Annotated in this window: 14 protein-coding genes; 8 read left to right on the forward strand and 6 right to left on the reverse strand. The window is 65.7% G+C overall.

The window, feature by feature from the left end; genetic code table 11:
- Positions 1–26 precede the first annotated feature (26 nt).
- A complete protein-coding gene (locus tag C461_RS01060; protein ID WP_007997848.1) occupies positions 27–1,001 on the forward strand; it encodes an aminopeptidase in 975 nt (324 codons plus the stop codon).
- A 69-nt stretch (positions 1,002–1,070) separates the two neighbouring features.
- Here the strand turns inward: C461_RS01060 and C461_RS01065 are convergent, their stop codons facing one another.
- The gene (locus tag C461_RS01065) at positions 1,071–2,237 is read right to left on the reverse strand and encodes a PrpF domain-containing protein (protein WP_007997850.1); all 1,167 of its coding nucleotides are present in this window, start codon (positions 2,235–2,237) and stop codon (positions 1,071–1,073) included.
- Between the two features lie 81 nt (positions 2,238–2,318).
- Between C461_RS01065 and C461_RS01070 the strand changes: the two genes are divergently transcribed.
- Positions 2,319–3,737 (forward strand): CapA family protein, encoded by a 1,419-nt coding sequence (locus C461_RS01070; protein WP_007997852.1) that lies wholly within the window; start codon positions 2,319–2,321, stop codon positions 3,735–3,737.
- A gap of 40 nt (positions 3,738–3,777) precedes the next feature.
- Here C461_RS01070 and C461_RS01075 read toward each other — a convergent pair whose 3' ends face one another.
- Positions 3,778–4,884: a zinc-dependent alcohol dehydrogenase gene (locus C461_RS01075; RefSeq protein ID WP_007997853.1), complete on the reverse strand. Its 1,107-nt coding sequence runs from the start codon at positions 4,882–4,884 to the stop codon at positions 3,778–3,780.
- A gap of 156 nt (positions 4,885–5,040) precedes the next feature.
- On the opposite strand from C461_RS01075, the gene tcuA reads away from it, so the two are divergent.
- The 3 genes from tcuA (at position 5,041) to C461_RS01090 (ending at position 8,497) form a co-directional block, all read left to right on the forward strand.
- A complete protein-coding gene (tcuA, locus tag C461_RS01080; protein ID WP_007997855.1) occupies positions 5,041–6,450 on the forward strand; it encodes an FAD-dependent tricarballylate dehydrogenase TcuA in 1,410 nt (469 codons plus the stop codon).
- Positions 6,447–7,592, forward strand: a complete 1,146-nt coding sequence (locus C461_RS01085; protein ID WP_007997857.1) for a 2-methylaconitate cis-trans isomerase PrpF family protein — start codon at positions 6,447–6,449, stop codon at positions 7,590–7,592. Before tcuA ends, C461_RS01085 begins: the two co-directional genes overlap by 4 nt.
- Positions 7,593–7,744: 152 nt before the next feature.
- Positions 7,745–8,497, forward strand: coding sequence for an IclR family transcriptional regulator (locus tag C461_RS01090; protein ID WP_007997860.1), 753 nt, complete (start codon positions 7,745–7,747; stop codon positions 8,495–8,497).
- A gap of 1,130 nt (positions 8,498–9,627) precedes the next feature.
- Here C461_RS01090 and C461_RS01095 read toward each other — a convergent pair.
- A complete protein-coding gene (locus C461_RS01095) occupies positions 9,628–10,260 on the reverse strand; it encodes a phosphoribosyltransferase (protein ID WP_007997861.1) in 633 nt (210 codons plus the stop codon).
- A 149-nt stretch (positions 10,261–10,409) separates the two neighbouring features.
- Here C461_RS01095 and C461_RS01100 point away from each other — a divergent pair, with 149 nt between their 5' ends.
- On the forward strand, positions 10,410–11,513 hold the full coding sequence (locus C461_RS01100; protein WP_007997863.1) for a glycerol dehydrogenase: 1,104 nt from the start codon (positions 10,410–10,412) through the stop codon (positions 11,511–11,513).
- A 6-nt stretch (positions 11,514–11,519) separates the two neighbouring features.
- On the opposite strand, the gene C461_RS01105 is transcribed toward C461_RS01100, so the two are convergent.
- Complete coding sequence (locus C461_RS01105) at positions 11,520–13,778, reverse strand: PAS domain-containing protein (protein ID WP_049906189.1); 2,259 nt, start codon at positions 13,776–13,778, stop codon at positions 11,520–11,522.
- 420 nt (positions 13,779–14,198) lie between these two features.
- Entirely contained in the window at positions 14,199–14,369 is a 171-nt protein-coding gene (locus tag C461_RS14945) for a hypothetical protein (RefSeq protein WP_007997866.1), read from the reverse strand.
- Between the two features lie 730 nt (positions 14,370–15,099).
- Between C461_RS14945 and C461_RS01110 the strand changes: the two genes are divergently transcribed.
- A complete protein-coding gene (locus tag C461_RS01110; protein ID WP_007997868.1) occupies positions 15,100–16,206 on the forward strand; it encodes a TrmB family transcriptional regulator in 1,107 nt (368 codons plus the stop codon).
- Between the two features lie 2 nt (positions 16,207–16,208).
- Here C461_RS01110 and C461_RS01115 read toward each other — a convergent pair whose 3' ends face one another.
- Positions 16,209–18,440 carry a glycoside hydrolase family 3 N-terminal domain-containing protein gene (locus C461_RS01115; protein WP_007997870.1) on the reverse strand — a complete coding sequence of 744 codons (2,232 nt, stop codon included), beginning with the start codon at positions 18,438–18,440 and terminating at the stop codon, positions 16,209–16,211.
- Between the two features lie 307 nt (positions 18,441–18,747).
- Between C461_RS01115 and C461_RS01120 the strand changes: the two genes are divergently transcribed.
- Complete coding sequence (locus tag C461_RS01120; protein WP_007997872.1) at positions 18,748–20,493, forward strand: ABC transporter substrate-binding protein; 1,746 nt, start codon at positions 18,748–18,750, stop codon at positions 20,491–20,493.
- The last annotated feature ends 6 nt before the right edge of the window (positions 20,494–20,499 follow it).

Here is a 20,499-nt window from a genome sequence, read left to right on the forward strand (position 1 = left end):
CCCAATGATCGATCGATCTGGTCATAATGTTAGACGTCGAAATGGCGGCGGCAGCACGGGGTATCGTCGAGGACTGTCTCGACGTTCAGCCCGGCGAGGAGGTCCTCGTTATCGCAGACGCGAGAAAAGAGCGAGTCGCACGGAGTATCGCCCGAGCCGCGGCGGGAGCGGGCGGCGAGGCGATCACGATGACGATGCCGCTTCTCGAGAGTCACGGCAACGAGCCGCCGACGACGGTCGCGGAGGCGATGGCCGCCGCAGACGTCGCGTTCACCTGTACGAGCCACGCGATCACGCACACGCGGTCGCGACTGGCGGCCGCGGAGGCCGGCACTCGGTTCGGGATCCTCCGGAGCGTCACCGAGGACATGATGGTCGAGGGCGCGATGAGCGTCGACTTCGAAGAGCTCCGCCGACGGACCGAGGCGGTCCGCGACGTGCTCGACGCGGCCACCGAGGCCCACGTCACGAGCGACAAGGGCACGGACATCACCTTCAGCCTGGAGGGCTGCTCGGCGTTCTCGCTGGACGGCTACTACCACGAGAACTACGGCTTCGCGACGCTCCCGCCGGGAGAGTCACCCACCCACCCGGCGGAGGGGACCGCGAACGGCGAGATCGTTATCGACGTCTCGATGGACAACCTGGGACAGGTCGACGAGCCGATCACCCTGGAGGTCGAAGACGGCTTCGTCACCGACGTCACCGGCGGCGACGACGCCGACGAACTCCGGCGCATCATCGACGAGAACGACGAGAACGCCGGCAACATCGCGGAGTTCGCGATCGGCACCAACCCCGAGGCGAAGCTCATCGGCAACCTCGCCGAGGACAAAAAGAAGGCCGGAACAGTCCACTTCGCGGTCGGCGACAACGAGTCGCTCGGCGGCACGCTCAAAAGCGACATCCACCTCGACGGCGTCGTCCGGACGCCGACCGTCCGGCTCGACGGCGAGGTCGTCGTCGACGACGGCGCGCTCGTCGAGTCGATCTTCGACTGAGCAAACGGAGCCGATCGGAAGTCGCGACGACTGACGTTTTTTAACGACGGCAGATCCGGCTAGACCCGGTTACACCCGATCGAGGTCCCGAGCGAACGCCGTGCCGCTCATCAGGAGCCGCGCGGTCCGGTCGATGGAGACGGCGTCGATCGTCCGCGCTCCGTCGCCGGCGGCGGCCCCGGTTTCGACGCCGATGCGAATCGTCCCCTTCGGGTGCCCGATCCGAACCGCCTCACCCGAGCCGCGGGCGACCGCCTCGGTGACCGTTCCCGGTACCCGCGTCGCGGCGGCGAGACACATGGCCCCGGTGGTCGCGTAGGCGTGATGCGGGTGTCCGGTCGAGACCATTCGCGCGACGACGTCGACGTCGGCCGCCTCGACCGTCGATCCGACGGTCGTCGCATATGCCGTCGGCGGGGCGACGACGGCGATAAACGGCATGGTCGGTCGCTCGTCGACCGCGTCCGCGGGGTCGTCGACCAATCCGAGTTTCACGCACGCTGCACCGCGAATCCGTTCGAGTCGGTCGAGGAGGCCGTCCCGCTCCGCGAGGGTCGCGGGCGATTCGGTCCCGTCGAGCCCGAGGTCCGCGGCCCGCAGGAACACCGTCACGTTCGTCGCGTCGACGATGGAGACCGTGTACGTCTCCCCGTCGACGGCGAGTTCGTCGGTCGGGTTTCCGGTCGGGAGCGTGGCGCCGAGCATCCCGCCACCGGGATCGAGGTACCGCGTGGGAATCCGCGCGCCGGACCCGGGGACGCCGTCGATCTGACAGGACCCGTACGGCGTCGGCTCCCCGTCGACGACGGGCACGTCCTGTTCGAGCAGCGAGTCGGTGTTCTCGCTGTAGATCCGCACCGTCGTGGTCGGCTCGGTCGCGTCGACGAGCCCCTCGAGGACGCCGTAGACGCCGACGGCGCTCGCGAGGTTCCCGCAGTTACCGTCCCAGTCGACGACCGCGTTCTCGATGCCGACCTGCGCGTATCGGTACCGCAGATCGGCGTCGTCGCGGTCGGCCGCGTCCACGAGCATGAGCTTGCTCGTGTGCGTGTGTGACCCGCCCAGCCCGTCGACCTGAAGGGGGTCCGGCGAGCCGAACAGTTCGAGGACGAACTCGTCACGCGCCGTCGGGTCCTCGGGCAGGATCGCGCTCGACGCGAAGAAACCCTTGCTCGTGCCGCCGCGGATGAGGTGACCGTCGACTCCGCGTTGGTGTCGTGAGCGGTGGTGAACCATGCGCACAGATGACGCCCACGGGAAATAAGCCTACGCGATCGGCCGCGAAAACGTCTTAGTGGGCGGCGTCGAGCGGACGGTATGAGCGGACCACGCAGTACGAGCGACCCAGGCAGCACGAGCGAATCGAGGTCATCGTGCACGATCGCGGCCGCCGGCGACGCGATCGTCACGCGACGACTCACTCCCGCCGCGGACGCTGACCGACAGATCGGCGACCTCCGCGGCGTCATCGACGACGCCGACGCCGCGGTGGCGAACCTCGAAGTCGTCCTGCCAGAGCGGGACGCCGCCGCGACGCCGCTGCCGCCCGTTCCGTCGCAGTACCAGTACCTCAGCCCGCTGGCCGGCATCCTGATGCGGGCCGAGCCGTTCGTGCTCGACGAGCTCGACGCGTTCGGGTTCGACCTGTTCGCGACCGCGTCGAACCACTCCTTCGACTACGGCCGGCACGGAATGCGGTCGACGATGGACGCCCTCCGGGAGCGCGAACTGCCGTTCGCCGGGATGGGCGAGTCGCTCGCGGACGCCCGGCGTCCCGCGTACGTCGACACCCACGGCGGCCGAGTCGGGTTGGTCGCCGCGAACGCCAGCATCGCGCCGGGGAGCGAGGCCGGCCCCGCCTCGGCCGACCACCCCGGACGAACGGGGATCAACCCCCTCCACCTCCGCTGGATACACGGGGCGTCCGCCGACGGGCTCGCTCGTCTCCGGGAGTTGCGCACGGACCTCGGCCTCGACGACCTCCACGAGACGTGGCTGGTCCGCGAGGACCCCGACTGGAAGGACCGCCCCTACGAGCGGTTCCTCCACGCGTTCTTCGAGGAGGTCGACGACGAAGCGCTGCCGAGCGTCCGGTTCGAGCCCCTCGCGGACGAGCGACAGGCGTACCTCGATTCGGTCGCGGTCGCGGCGGAGCGAGCGGACTACGCGATCGCGAGCCTGCACGGGCATCAGGCGCCCGGTGGCGTGCGGAACACCGACGAGACCCCCGACTACGTCCGGTCGTTCGCGCGCGACTGCATCGACGCCGGAGCGGACCTCTTCGTCGGGACCGGTCCGCACGTCCTGCGCGGGATGGAACTGTACCGCGGGCGGCCGGTGTTCTACTCGCTCGGCAACTTCGCGTACCAGACCGAGACCATCGAGCGGCTGCCCGCGGAGAGCTACGACTACTACGGCGTCGACGATGCGACCGACCCGGCGGCGCTGTTCCGCTCGCGCTACCGCGACGCGAACGGGGACCCAAAAGGGAGTCTCGCCCGAGACGGGTACTGGGAGACGATCGTTCCGGTCTGTGAGTTCGAGGACGGCGAGTTGGCGTCGCTGCGGCTGTACCCGTGTTCGCTCGGCCAAGAGCGCGCGCTTCCGCGGCGCGGAACGCCGGCGCTCGCGAGCGGCGATCGCGCCGAGGAGATACTCGCCCGGTTCGCCGCCCTCTCGGAGCCGTTCGGAACGGAGGTCTCGGTCGAAGACGGGGTCGGGATCGTCAGCCGCTGAGCCCGTCGGCGGCGGCGTCAGTTTCGGAGGGGAGCGCGTATCAGTCGAGAACGATCTGTGCCGGGCCGAGCGCGTCGTGTGCCCCCTTGTCGAGCGTGACGTCCACGGCAGTCCCGAACGAGTCGAGACCGGCGAACTCGTGGGTGACGTTCTCCTCGATCGGGACCGCGCCGCTCGCGACGAGTTCGCCGGCGAGCGTCCCCGTGTCGACTCCCGGGCCGAGGTCGGCGACGCCCTTCCGCGGGTTCTCGAAGCGGACAGCCTTCGATCTGGCGGCGCGGGGCGTCGTCTCGACGTCGCCCGAGATGTGACCGACCTGCAGGACCGTCCCGCCGCGACGGACTGCGCGGAACGCCTGTGCGAGCGGGTCGTCGCCGGCGGTCGCGTGCGACTGGGTGCCGCCGACCGCTTCGATCGCCACGTCTGCTCCGAGTCCCCCGGTCGCCTCGCGAACCGTCATGACGGGATCGGTCTCGGTCGCGTCGATCGGGATCGCGCCGTTGGCCGCGACGAGTTCCAGCGGCCGGTCCCGGACGTCTGCGGCGTACACCGTTCTCGCTCCGAAGCGCTTCGCGAGCAGAGCGCACTGGAACCCCATGACGCCGGCGCCGATGACGAGCACGTCGTCGCCGGGATCGATCTCGGCGTCGGCCACGCACAGCACGGAACTCGCGAGCGGCTGGAGCGCGGCGCCCTCGGCGTCGGAGACGCCCTCCGGGATCCGCTGGATCGGCTCGACCGGGAGTCGAACGTACTCCGCGAGCGCCCCCGGGCGATCGTAGCCGATCGCCTCGGTGTTCGGACAGTAGTTCTCGTACCCGGACCGGCAGTACGGGCACTCTCCGCAGTGGATCTTGCCGGGCGCGTACACGCGGTCGCCGACCTGGTAGTCGTCGACGTCCGGGCCGCACTCGGCGACGACCCCGCAGAACTCGTGGCCGAACAGCTGTACGCCGGAATCTGCGTCCCGGATCTGGCGTTTCACCGCGTCGTAGTGGGCGACCGACTCGCCGCGGTAGAGCAGGCACTCGGTCACGCTCAGTTGCACTCGCGACACGTCGATGAGGACCTCTCCGGTGCTCGGCTCCGGGCGGGGGATATCGGCGACGTCGAACGACTCGAACTCGTCTATCACGACTGCGTCCATACCGCTCCCCTCAGCGGCCGCACGAATATATCCTCGGGCGGCGACAACGACGGCGATAGCGACGGTGGCAACGACGGCGACAACGACGGTGAGAACAGGTGATGACAACGGGAGGACGAAACGTCTATGTCCGTTCATCATAGATGATCACTGGAGATGCAAATCGTCACCGACCAGGATGTCGTCGTAGTCGGCTGTGGGATCGCCGGGCTGAGCGCGGCCAATCGCGCGGTCGAGCGGGGACTCGACGTCACTGTCATCGAGAAGTCGCCGAAAGCGAAGCGGGGCGGGCACACGCGACACAGCGAATCGTTCAGAGTCGCGTCGTCGGATTCGAACCTCGAGGAGTACGGGTACGAGTACAACATCGACGACTACACGCCCGACGACTTCTACGCGGATATCATGAAACAGACGAACGGACGGGCCGACGAGGACCTGGCCCGGACCATCGTCGACAACATCGGCCCCACGATCGACTGGCTCACCGAGCGCGGGGTGAGCTGGGACATGGAGCCGCTCAACGTCGGATACACGGTCGCGCGGACGTTCTTCGACGGCGAGGAACTCGTCGCGGACCTCGTGGAAGCCGCCGAAGAGGAGGGCGCGACGTTCGAGTACCGCACCGAGGCCCGCGAGATCCTGTTCGACGACGGTGCGGTGTCGGGGATCCGAGCGCGCAACGACGACGGTGACGTCGAATACCACGCCGACGCCGTGATCGTCGCCGCCGGCGGCTACGAGTCGAGCGAGGAGAAGCGGACCCGGTACTACGGCTCCGACTACGACGCGATGAAGGTCCGCGGCAGCCGGTACAACACCGGCGAGGGGATCGAGATGGTCCTCGACGCGGGGGCCCGCGCGGACGGCCAGTGGGGCGGCGCCCACATGGCGCTCATCGACAGCGAGTCGCCCGACTACGAGGGCGGAGCGAACCGCGTCGACGGGTACCAGTATGGCGTGCTGTTGAACCACGATGGCGAGCGCTTCTTCGACGAGGGCGAGGACGCCCGGGCGCACACGTACGCCAAGCTCGGCCGGATCATCTTCGAGGAGCCCGGCCACGAGGCGTTCATCGTCATCGACGACCCGCTGAAACAGCACATGCGCGCGACCGGGCCGGGCGATTGGGTGACCGGCGACACCGTCGAGGAAGTGCTCACCGAACTCGGCTGCGAGGAGCCCGAAGAGGGCGCCGCGACGGTCGACGCGTTCAACGCGGCGACGGACCCCGGAGAGTTCGACCCCGATTCGCTCGACGGAAACCACACCGACGGGCTAGATCTCGAGAAGTCCAACTGGGCGCTGCCGCTCGATGAGCCCCCCTACCACGGATACCGGGTCACCGGCGGGATCACATTCGGCTTCGGCGGCGCGGCGACGGACGACCGCGCCCGCGCGCTCGACACCATCGGCCGCCCGATCACGGGGCTGTACGTCGCGGGCAACACCACCGGAGGGCTGTTCTTCGACAACTACCCGGGCGGAACCGGCCTCGCGAACGGGGCCGTGTTCGGGAAGATCGCCGCCGAGGAGACCGCCGAATACGTCGGAGCGGCGGAATGAGCGACGAACTGGTCGGCGACCAGCGCGCGATCGGGTGTTCCATCGTTCGCGGCGGCACGAGCAAGGGCGTGTTCATTCCCCGAGCGAACCTGCCGGCCGAGAACCGCGACGAGGCGATCCTCTCGCTGTTCGGCAGTCCCGACGACAGGCAGATCGACGGGCTCGGCGGTGCGACGTCGACGACCTCGAAGCTGATGATCGTCTCCCCGAGCGATCGCGAGGGGGTCGACATCGACTACACGTTCGGGCAGGTGGCCGTCGAGGACGCGGTCGTCGACTACGGGGGGAACTGCGGGAACCTCACCTGTGCGATCGGCGCGTTCGCCGTCGACGAGGGGATGGTCCCGGTCGATGACGACGACGACGCGGTGACGATAGCGCTGTACAACACGAACACCGACGCCGATATCACTCAGACGGTGCCGCTGTGTGACGGCCGCGCGGCGAGCGTCGGCGACTTCAAGATCCACGGCGTGCCGGGAACCGGCGCGCAGATCGACACGACGTTCCACGATCCGGCCGGCGCGATGACGGACGGCTTGTTCCCGCTCGGCGGCCCGACGATCGAAATCGACGTCGACGGGGAGACGATCGAGACCACCGTGCTCGACGTCACGACCCCGATCGCGTTCGTCCGCGCGGCGGACATCGGACTCACCGCCACCGAGGGTCGCGCGGAGATCGACGGCGACGCGGACCTGCTCGAGCGACTCGAACGGATCCGAGGGACGGTCGCGGTCGAACTCGGCTTCGTGGACACTCCCGAGGACGCCTCGATCGAGACGCCCGGCTACCCGAAACTCGTCTTCGTGGCCCCGCCGACGGACTACACGACGCCGGAGGGAGGCGACGTCGCGGCCGAGGAGATCGACCTGACGGCGAGGTACATGAGCATGGGGAAACTCCACCCGGTGTACGCCGTCACCGGCGTCTCCTGTACCGCTGCGGCGGCACAGCTTCCCGGAACGATCCCCAACGAAGTCGCCGACGACCCCGGTTCGACGGTCACGCTCGGGCACCCGAAGGGGACGATGGCGGCGACCGCCGAGGTCGATCAGTCGGTCCCAGCGGTCGAGTCGGTGACCGTCTACCGGACCCAGCGTCGGCTGATGGACGGGACGGGATACTACCGCCCGGAGTGAACGCCGCCGCCCCGCCGCTCGCATAGCGACTCGCGTTCGGGGGGCGAAAATCGACCGACCGGGGCTTCCAAGCGAATCGGTCGTAATGAATTGACATCCGTCTCGTCCCGCGATGCGGGACAATTATTACCCTCGGTCGTTTTTGTGACGATATGACAGACACGTCGGACCGGTCGCGGGTCAAAGCGGTCGAGACGACACTCGACATCGTCCAGTTCCTCCATCAGGCCGGGTCGGCGAGCATCGACGCGGTCGCCGACGGGGTCGGAATCGGGACGAGCACGGCACACCGCCACCTCACCACGCTACACGAGCGCGGGTACATCGTTCGCGACGGGAACGAGTACGCGTTGAGCCTCCGGTTCCTGACGCACGGGGGACGGCGACGGGAGACGCTCCCCGCGAACGAACTGATACACCGGAAAGTCAGACAGCTGAGCGAGGAGACGTCGGAACGCGTCCAGTTCATCACCGAGGAGCACGGCGAGCGGGTGTACATGTACACCCACGCGGGCCCCGACGCCGTCAAGACGGACGCGACGATCGGCAAGCGCGGCCCGCTACACGTGAGCGCGGCGGGAAAGGCGATCCTGGCGAATCTGCCGGCCGACCGCCGAAAGCAGATCCTCGACGGGACCGCCGCTCCCGAAACGGCCGAGCGAGAAGCGCTCGACGCGGAGCTCGAAACCGTCAGAGATCGGGGGTACGCGTTCAACGACGAGGAGTCGACCGTCGGGCTTCGGGCGGTCGGCGTACCGATCCGACACGGGAGCGACACGGTGCTCGGAGCGATCAGCGTGTCGGGACCGGCCAACCGCCTGACGGGCGACTACTTCCACGAGGAGCTACCGAACCTCCTGTTGGGTACCGTTAACGAGATCGAGTTGAACATCGAGTACTTGTAAATTGACGTATACCCGAATTAGAGATATTTGACTCGGTTATCAGAGCAATCCCCCGTTTTACGGCAGTATATCGCCGTGAATCGAGCATCTGTACGGTACCGAGAGATGGAAATCCCGCAATGCGGGATGATGAAGCGAAGAGTGGGTCCACAGGCGGGGCGGCCGTTCGAGCGATTTTCGAGGAACGCCCGCTATTCGGCGGAAGTTCGTAGAAAGATACTACAGATGAGACAGGTATCCGCCGTAGTCCGTCCCGCATCGCGGGACATAATATAGATGATCAATAGTGATTATTTGGGGCAAACACGCAGAAAAAGGGATGGTACCGACGAGGAAAGATACCGACGAGGGAAGGGACGGATGCGGGCGGTCAACGATCGGAACAGCCTCGAGGGCGATCCCGACGGGCATCGCGGCGGCATTTCAGAGACGTATTCAATTACAATCGCATGCTTGTAATGAGTATGGCAGCCGGACAGGCCCGGCGCCGCCGGTGCGGGTCGAAGAACCGACCGGCGCACCGAGTTGCACCCGCCGAACGATCGACGAGAGATATAGTATGAAATGTTAAATCTTTAGAGTCATGTGCTATAAATTATATAATTAGTACCGCCGCGCCCACCGCTGGCCTCGGCACGGTGATCAGGGGTTCGCGGCGGCACAGCCGGTTGCGACCACCCACAGCAACAGCGGAATCGGGAGCTACAGCTGGGGACGCCGTGGGCCTGCGGGACTCGGCGAAGCGCGCTCAGGTTATCGATGGTAAGACGGCAGAGCCAGTCGTCCGTGACTCGGACCGTGCGTCGATCGGTGACGACGCGTTCTCGAGACGTGTCGCTCGACGACTACACGGCTACGTCTCGCCGCGCGTGGATCGACGTTTGGGGGCCGGTCCAGATGCGTAATACTCAGAGATCGTGTATATCTGTAGAAGTGGTAGTTAGAGCGCGTGTCGACACGCGGTTGAGTTGCTAGTATCGTGCGATAGTTTTGATCGGTTCCGGAAGTTGAAGTCGTTCTACTCGGAGACTCCGTCTAATCGATCAGTTATATAGTCGCAGATCGGGAATTGCGGTGAGTTATCTATTTAAATGGCCGATAGCGGCCGACAAGAGCGGATCGCGACGGGGTCACCCGGTGTCGGGCTCGAGGTACGCTTCGGCTTCATCGTCTGAAACTTGCTCGAAGGACTCGTAGAACTGGCCGACCGAGCTGAAGTGCGGCGGCGTTTCGACGCAGATCACCGCATCGGCTTCCGCGAGGAGCCGTTCGGCCGTGTCGGGGGGTGCGACCGGGACGGCCAAGACGACGTGCTCGGCGCCCGCGGCCCGGATCTGCCGGAGACACGCGATCGTGGTCGCGCCGGTCGCGACGCCGTCGTCGACGACCACCACCCGCTTGCCGTCGACGTCGAGCGGAGGGCGGTCACCCCGATAGCGCTCGACGGTCGCCCGTGCGGTCTGGCGCTCGCGCTTGATCTGCGCGTCGAGAGACGCGTCGTCGACGCCGAACTGGGCGATCAGCGAGTCGTTCAGCCAGACCGTCCCGTCGCTGGCGACGGCCCCGACGGCGAGCTCCGAGTTCTGTGGCGCCCCGAGCTTCCGGGCGACGACGATGTCGAGGGGGACGCGAAGGCGGTCCGCGACGACTCGCCCGACCGGGAGCCCCCCGCGCGGCACCGCGAGGACGATATCGGCCTCAAGGTCGTGATCGTCGAGGACGTCCGCGAGTTGTCGGCCGGCGTCGGTTCTGTTTGTGAACATGCGGTGTTACCTCAGCGGTGTGCTTCCGGTGGGTCCTTCGTCGGACAGCCAGTTGAATCGTTCGGCGGATCGGGTCCCCGACGGCCGTGGATCGGTCTACGAGGGACTTAGTCACGAATATTTATGAAGGTTGTGTGTGATGTACGAGTATGTCTCACGTATTCAAATCGCCGGCGTCGTACGTCCAAGGCCGCGGAGTCGCCGACGCGATCGGCACGCACGTCGACTCGCTCGGAAGCGAGTGCGTTCTGTTGGCCGACAAAGTCGTCCTCGACCTGGTCGGGGATCGGGTCCTCGACAGTCTCGAAGCGGCGGGGTTGGGAGCGCGGTCACTCGAGTTCAACGGCGAGGCGTCGGAGTCGGAGATCGAACGCATCGCGGCGGCCGTCGACGAGCACGGTGCCGACGTCGTCATCGGCGCCGGCGGGGGAAAGGCGCTCGACACGGCGAAAGCCGTCCGCAAAGAGACCGGCGGAGCGATGGTATCGATGCCGACCGTCGCCTCGACCGACGCTCCGACGAGCGCCCTGTCGGTCATTTACAGCGAAGCGGGGGAGTTCCAGTCGTACTGGTTCTACGAGCGACACCCCGACCTCGTGCTGGTCGATACGGCGATCATCGCGGACGCGCCCGCCCGGTTCTTCCGATCCGGAATCGCCGACGGACTCGCGACGTGGTTCGAGGCCGACGCGACGCGCCGATCGGCCGGGGAGAACGTCGTCGGTGGAACCCCCACGCGGGCGGGACACCGGCTAGCGGAACTCTGCTACGAGACGCTCCGCGAACACGCGATCACGGCCGTCGACGGCGTCGAACAGGGTGCGGTCACGGAGAGCGTTTCGGCCGTGACGGAGGCGAACACGCTGCTCAGCGGGCTCGGCTTCGAGAGCGGTGGGCTGGCCGCCGCGCACTCGATACACAACGGGTTGACGCAGTTAGACGCGACGCACCACGCGACGCACGGGGAGAAGGTGAACGTCGGAACGCTGACGCAGTTGGTCCTCGAGGGCCGCGACGACGCGTTCATCGAGGACTACGCGGAGTTCTCGCTGGCGCTGTCCCTGCCGGTAACGCTCTCCGACATCGGGCTCGACGACCCGACGACGGCACAGCTCGAAACGGTCGCCAACGCCGCGTGCGACCCCGAGGAGACGATCCACAACGAGCCGTTCGAGGTCACGTCGCCGATGGTTCGCGACGCGCTCAAAACGGCCGATCGAGTCGGTCAGCGGGTGCGTGCCCGCCACGCGTGAGGAGAGTCAAGCCGACTCGGACTCGTCGCTCGCGGCCCGAAACTCGAACCGCGCGCCGCCGTCCGTGCCGTCCGTGAGCGTGACCGCCCACCCGTGAGCCTGGGCGATGCGGGAGACGATCGTGAGCCCGATCCCGCTGCCGCCGTACCCCGTCGTATACCCGTGATCGAACACGTCGTCACGCTCGTCCTCGGGAATGCCGTCGCCGGAATCCTCGACGTAGAAGCCGGCCCCGTCGTCGAGCGGGCCGACGCGGACGGTCACGTCCGCGCCGCCGTGGCCGACCGCGTTTCGGAACAGGTTCTCGAAGAGCGCCGCGAGTTGGCTTTCGTCACCGGTCACCGTACACGGCTCCGTCGAGAGCGTCGCCGACCGCGTGTCGATCAGTTCCCACGCGTCGCTCGCGACGTCGGGTAACGACACCGGCTGGTGGTCCACGTCGGGCATCCCGTGGCGTGCGAGCGCGGTGAGGTCTGTGACGAGGTCCTGCATTCGGGTCAGCGCCGTGTCGACCGGTTCGAGGTGCGACTCGTCGCCCGCCTCCCGGTATAAATCGAGGTGCCCGCGCGCGATAGAGATCGGGTTGCGCAGGTCGTGTGAGACCATGCTGGCGAACTGTTCGAGCCGCTCGTTTTGCGCTTCCAACTCCGCTTCCCGGTCGCGTAACTCCCGTTTGGTGTTGACCTGGGTGAGCGCGGTGACGAGGTGGGCGGCGAGTAGTTCACCGATCGTCACGTCCTGCGTGTCGAACGCGGCGGGAGTGGGCGAGCCAGCGATCAGGATGCCGTGCTCGCCGAGCGGGAGATGGAGTTCGCTTCGGATCGGCGTCTCCGCATCGTAGATGTCGGGGTCGGTCCGGATGTCGTCGATGGCCGTCGCGATCCCGTCGTCGAAGACCCGCCAGGCGATGCTCTCGCCGGCGTGGAACGACGGAGGCTCGCCGATGAGTTCCGTCACCGTGTCCGTGTACGCGGCGGGAACGAGCGCCGCACGCTCCGCGTCGTACAGGTGGATCGCGTTCGCCTGGAGGTTCAAGATCTCACGGGCGGCGGTGACCCCGCGTTCGGCGACCTCCTCGGCGGTCTCGGCGGACAGCAATCGCGGGATCGTGCGGTTGAGCGCTTCGAGTTGCCGTTCTCGTTTTTTCTGGTCAGTTATTTCGGTCGAGACGCCGAACACGCCCTCCACGTCGCCGGCGTCGTTCAGCGCCGGAACTTTCAACGAGAGGTAGGTCCGGTCTTCGCCCTGCACCGCGATCCGCTCTTCGACTTCGATCGGCTCGCCCGTCTCGACGACGCGCCGGTCGTTCGCTTCGACGGCCTCGACCACGTCGGCGGGGTAGAGATCGGCGTCACGGCGCCCGACGAGTTCCTCGTTTCCCAGCCCGAACAGCCGCTCGTACTCCGCGTTCACGAACACGTACCGACCGTCGGTGTCCTTGAGGTACATCACTGCGGTCGCGTGTTCGAGAATAAGGGTGAGACGCCGGTCCGCCTCTCGCAGGTCCGACAGGACGTGTCGCCGGTCGAGGTACGCCGTGACCAACTGCAAAATCGTGGTGAGGAGCGCTCGCTCTTCGGGGAGGAAGACGTCGTCCGACTCGGGCGCGGGGTCAGTCGCGTAGCCCACCGTGAGCGCGAGCTCGTTGCCGGCGGTGGTGACGTCGTGTGCGGAGATTTTCCGAGCGGGCGGCTCGTACCCGGGCGAGGTGAACTCGTCGTCGTCAACGACGAGCGACGCGACCGCGGTCTCGGGGAACTGGAGCGACTGCGGGAGGGACGCGACGACCTGTTCGAGCTCCGCGAGGGACTGGCCGTCGCCGTCGGCGAGCAGGTCGCTGACGGCCTGAATCGCGGTGAGCTCTTTGACCCGTTCCCGCAGTTCGTGTTCCGTTTGATACTCGGCGACGGCGTGACGGACGCGCGCGGCGAGGCGGTCGTACTGCTCCGGGCCGCCCTTCTGTAAGTAATCGGTGACGCCGGCGGAGATGGCGTCGCTGGCGATCGACTCCGATCCCTGCCCGGTAAAGAGGATGAACGGTAGCGACGGGTGGTCCTCGCGGACCGCGCGCAAGAACGCGAGGCCGGTCTGGTCCGGCATCTCGTAGTCGCTCACGACGCACGTGATGGGTTCCGTCTCGATGAGCGTTCGCGCCTCGTCGACGTGCGTCGCGGTGTGTATCGTGGCCGTCGGGAGTTTGCGTTCCAGAAACGTGACCGTGAGATCCAAGATATCTGCGTCATCATCAACGCAGAGGAGGTGCATACCGTTCATATAAGAACCGCCGTTAAGATACTTTCTCAAAACGGATCGGGAAGCCGAAACCGCCGCGCGGCCGACCGGGATCTTCGCCTGACCGACGCACGAGCAGAGGCGGTCTCGCCTTACTCACGCTTTCGGCGCTCGACGCGGAGTGAGATGGACCATCCGGTCGATGAGAAAATAGTTTATAAATAGATAGTTGAGAAAACTTCCAAATTTTCATGAGTATAGACATCTACCCGAGGTAGATGGCTTATTAATATACATCATATTTATCAGAATATAAATATGGACAGTAAGATAATAGCGATTTTTGTGATAAGTTCGTGGGTCCTTTTACAGTAATAAAAGAAGCGCTTAGAACCAACAGAATAGATAACAGAATTAGAGAATAGTAAGTTATCGTATCTTTTGAGCTGTGAGCTACTGCGAAAGGAGATCCGCAACGGGTATTTCGACGTCAAAGCCGACGGCTTCGGCGGTTCGCGTCGGTACGTCCCCCGTGTCCGAGAGGACTTCGATGCGGTCGTCGGCGATGAGTACCGTTTCTTCGGTTTTCACACCGACCGTGGTCGAGTTCCACGCGTACGTCATCGGTAGTGAGACGGTCGATTTCAACGGCGGTACACTCACCGCCGAACCGCACGCGCTCGGCGGTTCCGACCGTGGCGTCGAAGCGCTCCTCGACGGCCTGGGAGGTCAAGTCCCAAGCCGTATCGTCGGCGATCACGAGCGTCGAGGTACCGTGTCGCACCGCCTGATCGCCCAGTTGCGTCAACGCGCCCGCAGCTTGGGTGTATCGGCCGGGAGCAGCGAAGGTCCGTTTCATAACGATGAATGGTGTGGTTATCCCGTGAGTGTTGGTATATCGAAAGCGACCGTGCGTCCACCGGCGCCGTCCGAATGCCGTCCCGCAGTTCGACCTCTCGATCAGCGTGGATTACAATTGTACAGTTGTAATGTAGAGCGAAGATCGACTCGCCCCGGCCGGATCGAGAGTGGTTGCGTGTCCCACAGTCGACCTCGCCAGCGTCTCGTTCGAGAACCGCACTCGGCGAGAGGCGGGCGTATAGCGATCTGTAATACGGCGCTAGTATCACAAATAATACGAAACAGCGAGGACCGAAAATCGAGAAAACATAATATAAAATATGAAATTCTACAATCATAGAGACACAGTCCATAAGATGCTTCTAGAGCGGGAGTATCTCATCTCGACACGGTATGTCAAAAATATATGTACGGATTTGTGATAAACTATTAGACATGTCTGACGGATTTGAGCCCCACGAGGTTATTTGTAAGCGGCCCACAGAACGGGGGTATGGACGCCGACGCACTCCGCCGGGCGCTCGAAAACACCGAGCTCAAAAAGTACGAAGCGGCCGCGTATCTAACGCTGATCGAGCACGGCGAACTGGCCGCCGTCGACGTGTCGAGCAAGTCCGACATACCGACGTCGCAGGTGTACGACACGCTCCGGTCGCTGGAGGAACGGGGGTTCGTCGAGACGATCGACGGCGAGCGACTCCGCGCGAAGCCGCGCGAGCCGTCCGAGATGCTGGCCGAACTCCGGTCGCGCGGCTCGCTGTTGACCAGCGCGGCCGACGAACTCGAGGAGCGGTGGGAGCAGCCGGACCACGACGAGCACCGGGTCGGCGTGGTAAAACGGCCCGAGACCGTGTACGAACGGGTCCGTGCCCAGCTGAACGAGGCGGCCGTGACCGCCGAGTTCACGATGACGCTCGAACAGCTCGAGCTGCTGTTGCCCGAACTCGAAGCCGCTGCCGAGCGCGGGGTGTTCGTGCGGATACACCTCTACGCCGAGCCGGATCTCCGCGAGAAAGCCGCGTCGTTAGGGCTCGAGGACACCGCCCTCAACATTCGAGTCGGAACGATTCCCGGTCCGTTCCTGTCGATCATCGACCGCCACTGGCTGTTTTTCACGCCGAACACGCGAGCCGACGAGGACTACGGGGTCCTGATCAACGACCACATCCTCTCGTTCATCACCCATTGGTACTTCGTGAGCTGCCAGTGGCACATGTGGGACCCCCTGTTCGACGGTGGCGTATCGTGGACCGAGTACGACTCGCTCGAGGAGTTCATGCGAGACGTCGTGCCGCTGTTCGACGACGGCGCGGACGTCGGCGTCGAGATCCACGGAAATTACATCCGAAGCCGGCAGGACTGCGTCGTTCGCGGACGACTCACCGGCGCGTTCTACCCGACTCGATTCGCGAGCGAGCGGAACCACCTCGCGTTAGAAGACCTCTCCAGCTATGCGACGGTGTTCATCGATACGGGCGAGGAAACGCTCTCGGTCGGTTCGTGGGGCGCGGTGTACGAGGATATCGAGGCCCACCGGATCAGCATCGAATCGATCGACTTCCCGTTGGACGCCGCCGCGGATACCGAGACGAGCGGGTAGCGTTACTCGTCGGGCCGCGCGACGGTCACGGTCGCGCTCCGATCGGCCATTTCGATCGTGTAGGTGCCCGGCTCGACGGACCGGCTTCCGTCGGCCCGGGCGAGACCGAGCGATTCCGCCGTGAGCGCGATCTCCGCCGTCCCCGTCTCGCCTGGCGCGAGTGACACGCGGTCGAAGCCGCGGAGTTCCCGTACCGGCCGTACCCGCGAGCTGACGTCGGGCCGCACGTACAGGTCCACGACCGCGGTCCCGCGCCGGTCGCTCGTGTTCGACACGGGGAGGCGCACGGTCGTCGACCCGTCCGGCTCGATCGTCGTCTCGTCCACGTCGATTTCGCCGTATTCGAACGTCGCGTAGCTTTCGCCGTGACCGAACGGGAACAGCGGATCGTACGAGTCGAGGTGCTCGTCGGGACCGATCGGCGTCGGATGAGGCATGTGATTGAACCGCGTCGGGAGGTGAGCGGCGGAGCGCGGGATCGAGATCGGGAGCCGACCGCTCGGGTCGTTCTCCCCGAAGAGCGTCTCGGCGACCGCCCGGCCGCCCATCGTTCCGGGGTAGTACGCCATCAGGAGCCCCGCGGCGTGGTCGGCGAGCCAGTTCACGGCGAGCGGCCGGCCCGTGACGAGAACGCCGACCACCGGGGTACCCGTCCGGTCGATCGCCTCGACAAGTTCGCGCTGCGCGTCGGGGAGTTCGAGCGCCGTTCGGTTGGGGAACTCGTCGGTGCCGGTGCCGCTGAGCGCGTTGGGGCCGAACTCGTGGAGGTACCAGTTTTCCCCGAGCGCGACGATCGCCACGTCGGCGGTCTCGGCGGCCGCCACCGCGGCCTCGATGTCGTCCGGCTTGGCGATACCCGCGCCGCGCTCGTACGAGACCGTTCCCGTCGACATCGATTCGACGGCGTCTCGGATCGTGACGACGTCCGTTCCCTCGGGTTCCGGGACGCTCCAGCCGCCGAGTTGATTGATCGGATTATCGGCGTTCGGACCGGTGACGAGGACGTCGGCGTCAGCGTCGAGCGGCAGGGAGCCGTCGTTCGAGAGCAGCGTCATCGACTGCCGAGCGGCCTCCAACGAGTGGTGTCTGTGGTCGTCGGCGCCGACGGCGGTGTCGGCGGCCGTCGCGTCGACGAACGGGTCTTCGAACAGCCCCAGTTCGAACTTCAGACGCAGCACCCGCCGGACGCTCTCGTCGAGGAGCGACTCGGGGAGTTCGCCGTCCGCGACGAGCGACCGGTAGTGTTCGGCGTGAGCGACGGCGTCGACGGAGGCGAGGTCGAGTCCGGCCTCGCGCGTCCGGCGGACCGAGTCGCGGTGATCGGCCGTCACGCGGTGGTCGTCGTGGAGCATTCGAACGCCGTTCCAGTCGGAGACGATCGTCCCGTCGAAGCCCAACTCGCCGCGGAGGTACTCGGTGAGGAGGTGGTGCGACCCGTGAGCGGGTTCGCCGTCGGTCGCGTTGTACGCGGGCATCACCGACGCGACACCCGCCTCGAGCGCCTCGACGAAGGGCGGGACGAAGACGTTCCGGAGGGCGTACTCCGAGACCTCCGCCGGTGACGCGTCTTCACCGCGGACGGGCTCGCCGTACGCCGGGAAGTGTTTCGCGGTGGCGATCACCGAGGAGGACGCGCCGAGGTCGTCGCCCTGGTAGCCGCGGACCTTCGCGGCGGCGAGTTCGCCACAGAGGAAGGGGCTCTCGCCGAACGTCTCGAACGTTCTCCCCCACCGAGGGTCACGGGCGACGTCGCAGGTGGGCGAGTAGTTCTGGTGTGCACCCGTCGCTCGGACCTCCGTCGCCGTGATATCGGCCGCGGACTCGGCGAGCGATTCGTTCCGGGCGGCCGCCATCCCGAGGCCGTTCGGGAACGCGGTCCCTTCGGCGACGTACGCGTGGCCGTGGACGGCGTCGACGTTGAACAGCAGCGGGATTCCGAGCCGCGTCTCGGTTCGCGCGACCTCTTGGAGCCGGTTCACCGTCTCGACGACATCGTCGAGCCGCGTGTCGAGCGCCCCCGCCCAGCCGAAGGACGCGACCGCCCCGACCCCGTGGTCGATCACCTCCGACTCGACGTCTTCGACCCCCTTCGTCGTGTCGAGGTCACCGGCCCACGTCCCGACGAGCTGACCGGCTTTCTCCGCGACCGTCATCCGATCGAGGAGGTCCTCGACCCGCTGCGTCGTCGAAAGCGAGTCGTCGCGATACGCTAAGCGCTCCGCTGAATCTGCCATACCACAGACCTCTTTGCACCCGTTTATAAATCTTCGGTGGAGAGCTGATACGGTCCGGATCCGGGACGATCGGATTCGCCGGCGACGGAGTGAACCTCTGCGCCTCGGCCCGGTTTCGGACGCGTAGGCGACTCTCGACGGGCCTGACCGACAGTCCAAACGGCCAGTATATGAAATCTATATATTATAAATTAATTTATAAAATGATTTATAAAGTGATAACGGTTCTGAGCGAACGAACATGTCAAGCGGTAACAGCAGTGGTAACATCTACGTTGATCGTCGTCGATTAGTTCGAGCAGCGGGCGTGCTGGGTGCGTCGGCACTCGCCGGCTGTTCCGGGACGAGCGGCGGGGACGACGGGGGCAGCGGGAGCGATGGGAGTTCGAACGGGGACGACACCGAGAGCGGTGACGGGTCGTCGGGGTCACAGGTTTACGACACCACGATGGTCTCCGCGACGAACAACGGCGTTCCCGCGAACATGCACCTCAACCCGATCGCGACCCAGAACTACGACGACATCGTCGGGGCGCACGTCTTCGAGCGGTTCGTCGCGTACAACTTCGAGACGCAGGAGTTCGAGATGGTGGGACTCGAAGACTGGTCCGTCGACGGCGAGACGTTCACGCTGACCATCAGAGAGGACCTCAACTGGGACAACGGCGAGCCGGTCACCGCTCAAGACCTCGTGACGCAGTTCCGGCTGGAAGAGAAGACGTCGGGTGCGATCTGGGACTTCGCGGAGAGCGTTGAGGCGGGCGAGGACGACAAGACGGTCGTGTTCGAACTCGAAGAGGAGACGAACCCGCTGTTGTTGAAACACGCGATCGGGTCGCAGTCCGACCGGATCTACGCCTACAGCCCGGTGTACGAGGAGTACCTCGATCAGGACGCCGCCGAGGTCCAGCAGTTCGCGTGGGAGGAGGACGTCGTCGGAAACGGCTCGTTCAGCTTCGAGTCCAAAAGCGAGCAGGCGTGGACGCTCACGCGGAACGAGGAGTACTACAACGCGGACAACGTGAACTTCACCGAGCTACAGATCCTCCAGCGGGCCGACAACAGCGCGTTACAGCAGGGGATGCGGGGCGGCGAACTCGACGCCATGTCGAGCATGTTCGCGCCGCCGAACATCGCCAACAGCATGCCCGACCACGTACAGGAGATCAACACGCCCGCCAAGTGGGGATACGGGATCGTGTTCAACCACGAGCACGAGCACTTCGGGAAGCAAAACGTCCGGCAGGCGATCGCGCACGTCGTGAACAGGGAGAACGTCGCTCAAAACGCCGGGCCGCGGACCAAGGCGGTTCCCGACGCCGTTACCGCGATCGCGGTCGACGACCAGGAACGCTGGCTCGGGGACGACATGGATCGCTTCGAGACGTACGGGCCGTCCGCGTCACAGACGGACGCCGCCGCCGAACTGCTCCGCGACGCCGGGTACACGAAAACCGACGGCGTGTGGGAAGACGAGAACGGCGAGTCGATCAGCGCGCAGTACGCGACGCCGAGCGGGTGGACCGACTGGACGACGGCGACCAACACGGTCGTCGATCAGTTGAACGCCTTCGGGTTCGATTTCGAGATCGATTCGAAGCCCATCAGCGACTTCTACGGCGGGTACATTGAGGGCAACTTCGGAGTCGGCGCGTTCTACTGGCTCCCGGGCGGCGCGCGGTCCTCGTTCCCGTTTTACCCGCTCCGGTGGGAGATGCTCTGTCCCGACATCGACGGCGGCCACGCGTTCCCGACGGGCGAAAAGACCATTCCGGCAATGGACGGGTCGGGCGAGATGACGATCAACCCGCTCGAAGAGATCAGAGAGATCACGTCGATGACGAGCGACGACGAGGCGACCGACGTCATCCGTCGCGTCGCGTGGCACCACAACCAGACGCTCCCCTTCGTCGCGGTGACGGAGAAACAGGAGCAGACGTGGATCAGCGGGCAGAACTTCAACACCCCCGAAGAGGACAACCCCAACCTGGGGATCAAATGGGCGTCCCAGTGGCTGCCGCGGGTCGGCGAATTCACCGCGAGCGGGAATTGAAACGTG

Origin of the sequence: Halorubrum aidingense JCM 13560 (genome assembly GCF_000336995.1) — an archaeon.
GTDB classification, from domain to species: domain Archaea; phylum Halobacteriota; class Halobacteria; order Halobacteriales; family Haloferacaceae; genus Halorubrum; species Halorubrum aidingense.